General features: G+C 36.1%; 15 protein-coding genes. 12 read left to right on the forward strand and 3 right to left on the reverse strand.

What is annotated here, in order from left to right:
* The coding region (locus COL05_RS05970; RefSeq protein WP_142337371.1) for an exosporium leader peptide-containing protein at positions 1 to 342 on the reverse strand (342 nt) is incomplete at its 3' end.
* A 165-nt stretch (positions 343 to 507) separates the two neighbouring features.
* Between COL05_RS05970 and COL05_RS05975 the strand changes: the two genes are divergently transcribed.
* The 10 genes from COL05_RS05975 (at position 508) to COL05_RS06020 (ending at position 8,609) form a co-directional block, all read left to right on the forward strand.
* Entirely contained in the window at positions 508 to 1,605 is a 1,098-nt protein-coding gene (locus COL05_RS05975) for a glycosyltransferase (RefSeq protein ID WP_000932920.1), read from the forward strand.
* 210 nt (positions 1,606 to 1,815) lie between these two features.
* The gene (locus COL05_RS05980; protein ID WP_001078426.1) at positions 1,816 to 2,505 is read left to right on the forward strand and encodes a class I SAM-dependent methyltransferase; all 690 of its coding nucleotides are present in this window, start codon (positions 1,816 to 1,818) and stop codon (positions 2,503 to 2,505) included.
* Positions 2,502 to 3,188: a glycosyltransferase family protein gene (locus COL05_RS05985; RefSeq protein WP_098667935.1), complete on the forward strand. Its 687-nt coding sequence runs from the start codon at positions 2,502 to 2,504 to the stop codon at positions 3,186 to 3,188. The genes COL05_RS05980 and COL05_RS05985 overlap by 4 nt, the downstream gene beginning before the upstream one ends.
* A 14-nt stretch (positions 3,189 to 3,202) precedes the next feature.
* A complete protein-coding gene (locus COL05_RS05990; RefSeq protein WP_000651527.1) occupies positions 3,203 to 3,883 on the forward strand; it encodes a glycosyltransferase family protein in 681 nt (226 codons plus the stop codon).
* A 14-nt stretch (positions 3,884 to 3,897) separates the two neighbouring features.
* Positions 3,898 to 4,635: a sugar phosphate nucleotidyltransferase gene (locus COL05_RS05995; protein ID WP_000676176.1), complete on the forward strand. Its 738-nt coding sequence runs from the start codon at positions 3,898 to 3,900 to the stop codon at positions 4,633 to 4,635.
* 8 nt (positions 4,636 to 4,643) lie between these two features.
* Positions 4,644 to 5,189, forward strand: a complete 546-nt coding sequence (gene rfbC / locus COL05_RS06000; RefSeq protein ID WP_098667936.1) for a dTDP-4-dehydrorhamnose 3,5-epimerase — start codon at positions 4,644 to 4,646, stop codon at positions 5,187 to 5,189.
* A gap of 16 nt (positions 5,190 to 5,205) precedes the next feature.
* Positions 5,206 to 6,174: a dTDP-glucose 4,6-dehydratase gene (gene rfbB, locus COL05_RS06005; RefSeq protein ID WP_001024141.1), complete on the forward strand. Its 969-nt coding sequence runs from the start codon at positions 5,206 to 5,208 to the stop codon at positions 6,172 to 6,174.
* 11 nt (positions 6,175 to 6,185) lie between these two features.
* Positions 6,186 to 7,040 carry a dTDP-4-dehydrorhamnose reductase gene (gene rfbD / locus COL05_RS06010; RefSeq protein WP_000664670.1) on the forward strand — a complete coding sequence of 285 codons (855 nt, stop codon included), beginning with the start codon at positions 6,186 to 6,188 and terminating at the stop codon, positions 7,038 to 7,040.
* A gap of 108 nt (positions 7,041 to 7,148) precedes the next feature.
* Positions 7,149 to 7,919 carry an enoyl-ACP reductase FabI gene (gene fabI, locus COL05_RS06015; RefSeq protein ID WP_000421885.1) on the forward strand — a complete coding sequence of 257 codons (771 nt, stop codon included), beginning with the start codon at positions 7,149 to 7,151 and terminating at the stop codon, positions 7,917 to 7,919.
* Between the two features lie 141 nt (positions 7,920 to 8,060).
* The gene (locus tag COL05_RS06020; protein ID WP_098667937.1) at positions 8,061 to 8,609 is read left to right on the forward strand and encodes a spore coat CotO family protein; all 549 of its coding nucleotides are present in this window, start codon (positions 8,061 to 8,063) and stop codon (positions 8,607 to 8,609) included.
* A 59-nt stretch (positions 8,610 to 8,668) separates the two neighbouring features.
* Here COL05_RS06020 and exsY read toward each other — a convergent pair whose 3' ends face one another.
* Positions 8,669 to 9,127 carry an exosporium assembly protein ExsY gene (exsY, locus tag COL05_RS06025; protein WP_098667938.1) on the reverse strand — a complete coding sequence of 153 codons (459 nt, stop codon included), beginning with the start codon at positions 9,125 to 9,127 and terminating at the stop codon, positions 8,669 to 8,671.
* A 125-nt stretch (positions 9,128 to 9,252) separates the two neighbouring features.
* On the opposite strand from exsY, the gene COL05_RS06030 reads away from it, so the two are divergent.
* Both COL05_RS06030 and COL05_RS06035 read left to right on the forward strand, forming a co-directional pair.
* Complete coding sequence (locus COL05_RS06030) at positions 9,253 to 9,612, forward strand: DUF1360 domain-containing protein (protein ID WP_000899662.1); 360 nt, start codon at positions 9,253 to 9,255, stop codon at positions 9,610 to 9,612.
* 101 nt (positions 9,613 to 9,713) lie between these two features.
* Positions 9,714 to 9,899, forward strand: a complete 186-nt coding sequence (locus COL05_RS06035; protein WP_098667939.1) for a cytochrome C oxidase subunit III — start codon at positions 9,714 to 9,716, stop codon at positions 9,897 to 9,899.
* Between the two features lie 77 nt (positions 9,900 to 9,976).
* Here COL05_RS06035 and exsF read toward each other — a convergent pair whose 3' ends face one another.
* Positions 9,977 to 10,480 carry an exosporium protein ExsF gene (exsF, locus tag COL05_RS06040; protein ID WP_098667940.1) on the reverse strand — a complete coding sequence of 168 codons (504 nt, stop codon included), beginning with the start codon at positions 10,478 to 10,480 and terminating at the stop codon, positions 9,977 to 9,979.
* Positions 10,481 to 10,602 lie beyond the last annotated feature (122 nt).

Below are 10,602 nucleotides of genomic sequence, written 5' to 3' on the forward strand. Positions count from 1 at the left end.
TGGCCCAGTTGGCCCAGTTGGTCCAGTAGTACCAGTGTCTCCAGTTGCTCCAGTTGGCCCAGTTGGCCCAGTTGGTCCAGTAGTACCAGTGTCTCCAGTTGGTCCAGTTGGCCCAGTTGGCCCAGTTGGCCCGGTCGGCCCAGTCGGTCCAGTTGGCCCAGTTGGTACAGTTGGCCCAGTCGGCCCAGTCGGCCCAGTCGGTCCAGTCGGTCCAGTTGGTCCGGTAGGAAGGGTAAACGGTGGTATCGGTGGTAATGTAGGTCCTACAAGATTAGGGTCAAATGCACTAGCTGATAAAGATTCATCGGGGTTTAATCCATTTGAATAATTATTATTTGACATAAATTCACCTCCATAAAGCGTTCATTATATAGTAGATGCAAAACCGAAAGAAAATGACACGGACATTTAAATTATTGAAAAGAAATCTTAAACTACTTGAACAATTTAAAAAAATGGAAAGTTTAGTATATGTATAACATATGATTGATTTGGAAGAGGGTGATTATGTTGAACAAGCAAGGAATTACAATTAGTTTATGTATGATTGTTCGAGATGAGGAGAAGACAATAGCCCGTTGTTTAGACTCAGTTGAAAAAATTGTGGATGAAATTATAGTGGTTGATACAGGTTCCATCGATCGAACGAAAGAAATCGTAGAGAAATACACTTCTAACATATATGATTTCCAGTGGATTGATGATTTTGCAGCAGCAAGAAATTTTTCTTTTTCAAAAGCGACGCAAGAGTATATATTGTGGCTAGATGCAGATGACGTATTATTAGAAGATGCTCAAGAAGCATTGAAACTTTTAAAAAGAGAAATAGATCCTAAAATTGATGCTGTTTCGATGCCTTATCACCTTGCAATGGATTCTAACGGGAAACCTTTATATTGTACAAAAAGAAATCGACTTGTAAAGCGTGAAAAACAATTTCAATGGTTTGGAAAGGTTCATGAGTATTTAGCTATTTCTGGTGAGGTTTTTAGTAGTAATGTTGCTATTACACATAAAAAAGAAAAAAAAGTAACAGATCGTAATTTGAAAATTTTTCAAAATACTGTAGCTGCAGGTGAAGAATTGAGTCCGAGAGATTTATTTTATTACGCAAATGAATCTACGGATAACCAAAAATATGATGATGCAGTTCTTCTATATGAAACATTTCTTAATCAAGACGAAGGATGGTATGAAGAAAAAATTTATGCATGTGGTAAGCTAGGAGATTGCTATGCGAAGCTCGGAATGTGGGAGAAGGCAATCGAATCTTGTGTGAAGTCGTTTCGGTATGACGTCCCTAGAGGAGAGAATTGTACAAGAATAGGATATATATATATGGAACAAGAAAAATATAATGAAGCGATATTTTGGTTTAAACTTGCAACGGAAGTACCAATGGCAACGGAAAGTCCTTTCCATAGTCCAGCTAGCTACACATGGCTACCCTATTTACAAATGTGTATTTGTTATAGCAGGTTAGGAGAGCAGGATAAAGCGTATTATTACAATGAATTAGCAGCTTCTTATGTTCCGAATAATGCTGCAATTGAATATAACCGTAAATATTTTCGGGGGGTTTTTGATAAACCATATAAAGTGTAATAGGTTTCATTTTTTAGAAATGATTTATCTTTATTCTAACTCTAATAGATTGGTTATATATTAGAGTATCAGTAACGTAACCAATATAGATAAAAGATTTTATACTGCTATTTGTGGGCTAATAATCAGTGGAGGATGACAAAATCTGCACTTTATAGAATTCATATGAGATTTATATTTCTAATTCAATTTGCATAAGGAGTGTGTGAAATGAATCGCGAAAAAAGTTCTTTATATGAAGAAAAATCCGAGCATTATTATAATGCAGCGAATCCGAATTTATTAAAGCATATAAAAAAGGAATGGAAAGAAGTTCTTGATATTGGTTGCTCGGGCGGTGCATTGGGAGCAGCTATTAAAGAAAATGGTACACGTGTATCAGGAATTGAGGCATTTCCAGAGGCGGCAGAAAAAGCGAAAGAAAGACTAGATCATGTTATTTTAGGGGATATAGAAAAAATAGATCTTCCTTATGAGGAGGGACAATTTGATTGCGTCATATTTGGAGATGTATTAGAGCATTTATTTGATCCGTGGGCTGTGATAGAAAAAGTAAAGCCATATATAAAGAAAAATGGTGTGATTTTAGCAAGTATACCAAACGTTGCTCATATTTCAGTATTAGCTCCCTTACTTGCCGGAAACTGGACGTATACAGAATATGGTTTATTAGATAAAACACATATTCGTTTTTTTACATTTAATGAAATGCTAAGAATGTTTTTAAAAGCAGGATATATTATTAGTAAAGTAGATCGTGTATATGTTGATCACAAAATGTATGAGCCGCTTATTGAGGAGTTATATGGAATTTGTAAAAAATATCGTCTTGGAAGTGGCTTCATGGCTGAGACAGTTGTATTTCAGTATATTATTGAAGCTGAAAAATCACAATTATGAGTACTGCAGACAAAACAATATTATTTGTTACATGTATAAATGATCGGAAATTGTATGCAAACTGCGTGCGACATATATTGCAATTGTTAGTACCGCCAGGGTATATTGTACAATTTATGCCGATTCGAAATGCGAAAAGTATGACGAGTGGATACAATCAAGCCATTTCGCATCCAGCGAAGTATAAAGTGTATTTACATCAAGATGTTTTTATTATAAATAGGGCTTTTTTATACGGATTACTTCAATTATTTGAGGAACATGAACACCTTGGTATGATTGGGATGGTTGGAGCGCAATATGTTCCTCCAACTGGTGTATGGAACGAAGGGCGTGGAATTGTAGGAAAGGTCATTGGTTATATGAATGATGTGTTTTATATGGCAAGTTTAGAACAACCGTATCATGAATCAAAAACATTTATTCCTGTAGAATGTATTGATGGTTTATTAATGGCGACACAATATGATGTTCCGTGGCGAGAAGACTTATTTGACGGATTCGATTTTTATGATGTATCTCAATCATTTGAATTTAAAAAAGCAGGATATACAGTTGGTGTACCTGTACAGCGTGATGCTTGGTGTATCCATTATCATTTTGATGTGAATATGACGAACTATGAAAAGTATCGGAAAATATTTGTGGAACAATATATGTCAGATGTAAATAAGGAAGAATAAAAGGGGGGACAAAAATGAAAGATCATACAATATTAGTCGTTGTTTGTGTAAATAATGAGGAGCTTTTCAAACAATGTGAGAGCCAAATAAGAAACATTTTTGTTCCCCCAGGTTATGTGGTGCAAATTTTTCCGATACGAGATGCACAAAGTATGGCAAGTGCATACAACCGAGCCCTTTCATATCCAGCGAAATACAAAGTGTATATACATCAAGATACATATCTTATTAATCGAGACATGTTTTCTACACTTATATCTCTTTTTAAAGAAAATGAAAAGCTTGGTTTAATAGGAGTCGCTGGGGCTCAGTTTTTACCGAATAACGGGATATGGTGGGAAGGAAAAAATTTAGTAGGGAAAGTGATTGAGTATAGAAGACGGAATTATCAATTATTAAATTTAGATCAGGTTTTTTATGGTAATCAACCATTTTTGTCAGTTCAGGCAATTGATGGCTTATTCATGGCAACGCAGTATGATATTCCGTGGCGAGAAGATTTGTTTCAAGGGTTTCACTTTTATGATGTGTCACAGTCTTTAGAATTTCAAAGGGCTGGTTATTTAATCGGTATTCCAAATCAAGCGAATTTATGGTGTATTCATTACAACGGGGATGAGTTTGATGCGGATACATATGAGAAGTACCGGAAAGTGTTTGTAGAACATTACAAAGATATATTATCTCCATCATAAAGGAGAGATGCAAAGTGAAAGGAATTATTTTAGCAGGTGGTACTGGATCGAGATTATATCCAATAACGAAAGTAACGAATAAACATTTACTTCCTGTTGGTCGGTATCCGATGATTTATCATGCGGTATATAAGCTAAAACAATGCGAAATTACAGATATTATGATTATTACAGGTAAAGAGCATATGGGAGATGTTGTTAGTTTTTTAGGGAGCGGTCAAGAGTTTGGCGTGTCCTTTACGTATCGTGTGCAAGATAAAGCTGGCGGAATTGCACAAGCATTAGGGCTTTGTGAAGATTTTGTTGGGAATGATCGCATGGTAGTTATATTAGGTGATAATATTTTTTCAGATGATATTCGTCCGTATGTTGAAGAGTTTACAAATCAAAAAGAAGGTGCGAAAGTACTGCTGCAATCTGTAGATGATCCGGAGAGATTTGGCGTAGCAAATATTCAAAACCGCAAAATAATTGAAATTGAAGAAAAGCCGAAAGAGCCGAAAAGTTCCTATGCAGTTACAGGAATTTACTTGTATGATTCGAAAGTCTTTTCTTATATAAAAGAATTAAAACCTTCCGCAAGGGGAGAACTTGAAATTACAGATATCAATAATTGGTATTTAAAGCGAGGGGTACTTACTTATAATGAAATGAGCGGTTGGTGGACTGATGCGGGAACTCATGTTTCTCTTCAAAGAGCGAATGCGTTAGCACGGGATATAAACTTTGGTAAACAGTTTAACGGAGAATAGGTGAGAATATGAAAGTTATAGAAACAAACTTTACCGACGCAAAATTGTTGGAACCGAGGTTATTTGGAGATGATCGTGGCTTTTTTACTGAAAGTTATAATAAGAAGGTGCTAGAAACATTAGGGGTTACGCATTCATTTGTACAGGATAATGTTTCGTATTCAGCGGAAGCGGGAACGATTCGCGGATTACACTTTCAAAAAAATCCGAAAGCACAAACGAAACTTATTCAAGTTATGCAAGGGGCAATCTATGACGTTATCGTTGATTTGCGAAAAGATTCACCAACGTTTAAACAGTGGAGAGGATATATTTTAAGCGCGGATAATCATCGGCAATTATTCGTACCAAAAGGATTTGCACATGGTTTTTGTACACTTGTCCCGCATACGATTGTTATGTATAAAGTAGATGAGTATTATAGTGCCGATCATGACTCAGGGGTACTTTGGAACGATAAAGAATTAGCAATTCCATGGCCGGTAACAAGTCCTATTTTGTCTGATAAAGATCGAATATTACCATTACTTCAGGAATGTGAAGATAGCTTTTGAGTAGGAGAGTTGTTATATGAATATATTAGTAACGGGTGGGGCCGGATTTATTGGAAGCAATTTTGTACATTATATGTTACAAAGCTATGAAACATATAAAATTATTAATTTTGATGCATTAACATATAGTGGAAACTTAAATAATGTAAAGTCTATTCAAGATCATCCGAATTACTATTTTGTAAAAGGGGAAATTCAAAATGGAGAGCTGCTGGAGCATGTTATTAAGGAACGTGATGTGCAAGTAATTGTCAATTTCGCAGCTGAATCACATGTGGACCGTAGCATTGAAAATCCAATCCCTTTTTATGATACAAATGTAATTGGGACAGTCACCTTACTAGAGTTAGTAAAAAAATATCCGCATATTAAACTCGTACAAGTATCAACGGATGAGGTGTATGGCTCGTTAGGAAAAACAGGGCGATTTACCGAGGAAACACCGTTAGCTCCAAATAGTCCATATTCTTCAAGCAAAGCGAGCGCCGATATGATAGCTTTAGCTTATTATAAAACATATCAATTACCAGTTATAGTAACGCGTTGTTCCAATAACTATGGGCCGTATCAATATCCTGAAAAATTAATCCCGTTAATGGTTACGAATGCGCTCGAAGGAAAAAAATTACCGTTATATGGCGATGGATTAAATGTAAGAGATTGGTTACATGTAACAGATCATTGTAGTGCGATTGACGTTGTTCTGCATAAGGGGCGTGTAGGAGAGGTATATAATATAGGCGGAAATAATGAAAAAACAAATGTAGAAGTTGTGGAGCAAATTATTACTCTCTTAGGAAAAACGAAAAAAGATATTGAATATGTGACAGACCGTTTAGGACACGACCGTCGTTATGCGATTGACGCAGAGAAAATGAAGAATGAATTTGATTGGGAACCGAAGTATACGTTTGAGCAAGGATTACAAGAAACAGTGCAATGGTATGAGAAGAATGAGGAATGGTGGAAACCATTAAAAAAGTAAGGGGCATATAAATGAAAGAGCGGGTTATCATAACAGGAGCAAATGGTCAATTAGGGAAGCAACTACAAGAAGAGTTAAATCCTGAAGAATATGACATATATCCATTTGATAAAAAGTTACTAGATATAACAAATATATCCCAAGTGCAGCAAGTGGTACAAGAAATAAGGCCACATATCATTATTCATTGTGCAGCGTATACGAAGGTTGATCAAGCTGAGAAAGAGCGAGATCTTGCTTATGTAATAAATGCAATAGGGGCTCGAAATGTAGCGGTTGCTTCACAATTAGTTGGGGCGAAGTTAGTTTATATTAGTACGGATTATGTATTTCAAGGCGACAGACCGGAGGGGTACGATGAATTTCATAATCCGGCGCCGATCAATATATACGGGGCTTCTAAATATGCGGGAGAGCAGTTCGTCAAAGAGTTACATAATAAATACTTTATCGTTCGTACGTCGTGGTTATATGGTAAGTATGGAAATAATTTTGTGAAAACGATGATACGATTAGGGAAAGAAAGAGAAGAAATATCTGTTGTAGCGGATCAAATCGGTTCTCCTACGTATGTGGCGGATTTAAATGTGATGATTAATAAGCTCATTCATACTTCTTTATACGGTACGTATCACGTATCCAATACAGGATCATGTTCTTGGTTTGAATTTGCAAAGAAAATATTTTCGTATGCAAATATGAAGGTGAATGTGTTACCTGTTTCAACCGAAGAATTTGGGGCTGCAGCAGCAAGGCCGAAATATTCTATTTTCCAACATAACATGCTACGATTAAATGGTTTTTTGCAAATGCCTTCTTGGGAAGAAGGATTAGAGCGTTTTTTTATAGAAACCAAAAGTCATTAACAATTTTAAGTTAATGACTTTTTTGTTTGCCTTTAAGAGGTTTTATGTTACTATAATTATAGTATCAGGTACTAATAACAAGTATAAGTATTTCTGGGAGGATATATCATGGAACTATTACAAGGGAAAACATTTGTTGTTATGGGCGTTGCGAACCAAAGAAGTATTGCATGGGGAATTGCTCGCTCTTTGCATAATGCAGGTGCAAAATTAATCTTCACATATGCAGGAGAACGTTTGGAGAGAAACGTTCGTGAATTAGCGGACACATTAGAAGGACAAGAATCACTTGTATTACCTTGTGATGTAACGAATGATGAAGAACTTACAGCTTGCTTTGAAACAATTAAGCAAGAAGTTGGTACAATTCACGGTGTTGCACACTGTATTGCTTTTGCAAATCGTGACGACTTAAAAGGTGAATTTGTAGATACTTCTCGCGATGGATTTTTACTTGCACAAAATATTAGTGCATTCTCTTTAACAGCTGTAGCAAGAGAAGCGAAGAAAGTAATGACAGAAGGCGGAAATATTTTAACGTTAACATATCTTGGCGGCGAGCGCGTTGTGAAAAACTATAACGTTATGGGTGTTGCGAAAGCTTCATTAGAAGCGAGCGTAAAATATTTAGCTAACGATTTAGGTCAGCACGGCATTCGTGTTAATGCAATTTCTGCAGGGCCAATTCGTACGTTATCTGCAAAAGGTGTAGGCGACTTTAACTCAATCTTAAGAGAAATTGAGGAGCGCGCACCACTTCGCCGTACAACAACTCCGGAAGAAGTTGGGGATACAGCAGTATTCTTATTCAGTGATTTAGCACGCGGTGTAACAGGAGAAAACATTCACGTTGATTCAGGATATCATATCTTAGGATAAACATAATATGAATTTTTAAAGGACAATCTCTACATGTTGAGATTGTCCTTTTTATTTGTTCTTAGAAAGAACGATTTTTAACGAAAGTTCTTACCACGTTATGAATATAACTATAATAGTACACGATTTATTCAGCTACGTATGGAAGTGGGAGGGACGAGTGTGAAGAATAAAAATAAAAGTTCAACAGTTGGAAAACCGTTGTTATATATTGCGCAAGTAAATTTGGAACTTGCTGCACCGAAAATAAAAAGAATTATCTTAACAAACTTTGAAAATGAGGATCGAAAAGAGGAAAGTAATAGAAACGAAAATGTTGTAAGTAGTGCTGTGGAAGAAGTAATAGAACAGCAAGAAGAGCAACAAGTAGAAGAAACAATAGAAGAAGAGGAACAAGTACAAGAGCAACAAGAACAGAAAGAACAGAAAGAACAGCAAGAGCCAGTGAGAACTGTCCCGTATAATAAATCATTTAAGGATATGAATAATGAAGAGAAAATTCATTTTTTATTAAACCGCCCTCATTACATTCCGAAAGTAAGGTGCAGAATAAAAACAGCTACAGTCTCATATGTTGGATCGATCATATCGTATCGTAATGGCATTGTATCCATTATGCCGCCAAATAGTATGAGAGATATTCGGTTATCTATAGAGGATATCCAATCGATTAGTATGGCAGGCTTTTAAATATGTAAAGGTGGTAGAATGCTTCTACCACCCCAATAGTTTTTTAGTTTACTTCATTATTAGATAGAAACGTCGCGTAAGCACTGAATCGCACAGAAACAGCTTAAATCTACAGTAATACAAGTAGATGTCGATACTAGTCTTGCATTTGGTACAGCTAAAAACGTACAAATTGGGTCATCAGTAGGTGGTACAGGGGAGCCATCACCTAATACTACACTTAATACACGTAGTACAGCACAGCTATCGTCATCTACGCTTTCCACACGGAAAATTGGAGAACGGCAGCTAGTAAGGCTTGCGGATGGTGCAAATGCTTCAAATGGTGTTCCAGCTTTTGTGTATAAAATAAAAGGGCGTGTATTTGCTACTGATGCAGTGTTGTGTGCACCTAAAAATGGAATTTCACAACCAGATCCACACGTTGTTGTAGAACAATCTTGTAATTCATTGATGAATTTTACAACGTCAACTACACAATGAGAAGAGCTATGGTGTTTATTTTCGTTACAACTCATTAATGTCACTCCTTATCTTCTTGTTTGTATTTACATTAATAAGATATTGGAGTCGAGGAGATTTGGTCACAATCTCAAGACCTTTTTTTTTAAATAGGCGAAAGAAGATAAGGGAAGGTGGAATCATGCTGTTTACAAGTTGGCTTTTATTTTTTATTTTCGCGTTAGCTGCTTTTAGGCTCACTCGTTTAATTGTGTATGATAAAATTACAGCTTTTTTGCGAAGACCGTTTATTGATGAATTAGAGATTACAGAGCCGGATGGAAGTGTATCAACTTTTACAAAAGTAAAAGGGAAAGGGTTAAGAAAGTGGATTGGCGAATTATTAAGTTGTTATTGGTGTACAGGTGTATGGGTTAGTGCTTTTTTATTAGTTTTATATAATTGGATCCCTATCGTTGCAGAGCCGTTACTTGCATTATTAGCTATTGCAGGAGCAGCAGCAATCATTGAAACGATTACAGGATATTTTATGGGAGAATAATATATTTTCATAATAAGAGAAAAAGCGGAGTTTAAAAGAAGGAGGGAACGGAAATTAAGAGTTGTTCATATAGTAAATAGACAGAATTGACAGTAGAGGAGATGTTTGCTGTGAGCAATAATCCAAGGCAAAATTCATATGACCTGCAGCAATGGTATCATATACAGCAACAACACCAAGCACAACAACAGGCATATCAAGAACAGTTACAACAACAAGGATTTGTAAAGAAAAAAGGATGTAATTGCGGGAAAAAGAAGAACACAATAAAACACTATGAAGAATGAAACACTCATGTTACTGTGAGTGTTTTTTATTATACATATAAAAAGCGGTATTTCTAATGAAGAAATACCGCTTTTTACTAGCTAATTTGTGCAACTGTTAATGCTGCAGCACGAACGTCTACAGTTCCAATTAACTCAACTGGTACAATTTGAATTAAATCGCCAGGGTTTAAGTTAATCAGAATAACACCACTGGATACATCTACTTCACCAGTACCAATAACGTTAGATCGAACCGCTGTACCTGACCCAGGAATAATGTTAGCTGGTGTACCTAATGATAAGAAGAAACGACCGGCTTCTGGTGCAACAGGTGCGTTATCCAGACTAATTGTTAATGTATAACTGATTTGATAAATACCAGCTCGTAGAATTCGAATGCCATCTCCGACACTTACTGTATCATTTATTACAGGAACAGTGATATTTGGGTTTGGACTTACGCTAGGTAATAGTAATGGTGTAAATAATGAAGCGAACTGAGGTGCAGACGCGTTGAAAGCAAAACCGAAGGCAGGTAGTGTACTAGCTGGTTTTGCCTCGCAATCAATTTTAGTAAATTCGCAATCAGAAGAGAACATGTTTTTCACTCCTTTATCTGTTTCTACTTTCAGTTAATGAAAAGGACAGGTTCTATGTTCTAGACAAGTTCCCAATTTTATAAAAAATACATAATAATACCTTTTAAGCATGGATTGGGTGG

This window comes from Bacillus sp. AFS059628 (assembly GCF_002571225.1).
In the GTDB taxonomy this organism is placed as follows: domain Bacteria; phylum Bacillota; class Bacilli; order Bacillales; family Bacillaceae_G; genus Bacillus_A.

Excerpts from the sequence above, each read along its gene's own strand:
- COL05_RS05975 (WP_000932920.1), top strand. The coding sequence starts at position 508 with ATGTTGAACAAGCAAGGAATTACAATTAGTTTATGTATGATTGTTCGA.
- COL05_RS05980 (WP_001078426.1), top strand. The coding sequence starts at position 1,816 with ATGAATCGCGAAAAAAGTTCTTTATATGAAGAAAAATCCGAGCATTAT.
- COL05_RS05985 (WP_098667935.1), top strand. The coding sequence starts at position 2,502 with ATGAGTACTGCAGACAAAACAATATTATTTGTTACATGTATAAATGAT.
- COL05_RS05990 (WP_000651527.1), top strand. The coding sequence starts at position 3,203 with ATGAAAGATCATACAATATTAGTCGTTGTTTGTGTAAATAATGAGGAG.
- rfbC (WP_098667936.1), top strand. The coding sequence starts at position 4,644 with ATGAAAGTTATAGAAACAAACTTTACCGACGCAAAATTGTTGGAACCG.
- rfbB (WP_001024141.1), top strand. The coding sequence starts at position 5,206 with ATGAATATATTAGTAACGGGTGGGGCCGGATTTATTGGAAGCAATTTT.
- rfbD (WP_000664670.1), top strand. The coding sequence starts at position 6,186 with ATGAAAGAGCGGGTTATCATAACAGGAGCAAATGGTCAATTAGGGAAG.
- fabI (WP_000421885.1), top strand. The coding sequence starts at position 7,149 with ATGGAACTATTACAAGGGAAAACATTTGTTGTTATGGGCGTTGCGAAC.
- COL05_RS06020 (WP_098667937.1), top strand. The coding sequence starts at position 8,061 with ATGGAAGTGGGAGGGACGAGTGTGAAGAATAAAAATAAAAGTTCAACA.
- exsY (WP_098667938.1), bottom strand. The coding sequence starts at position 9,127 with ATGAGTTGTAACGAAAATAAACACCATAGCTCTTCTCATTGTGTAGTT.
- COL05_RS06030 (WP_000899662.1), top strand. The coding sequence starts at position 9,253 with ATGCTGTTTACAAGTTGGCTTTTATTTTTTATTTTCGCGTTAGCTGCT.
- COL05_RS06035 (WP_098667939.1), top strand. The coding sequence starts at position 9,714 with ATGTTTGCTGTGAGCAATAATCCAAGGCAAAATTCATATGACCTGCAG.
- exsF (WP_098667940.1), bottom strand. The coding sequence starts at position 10,480 with ATGTTCTCTTCTGATTGCGAATTTACTAAAATTGATTGCGAGGCAAAA.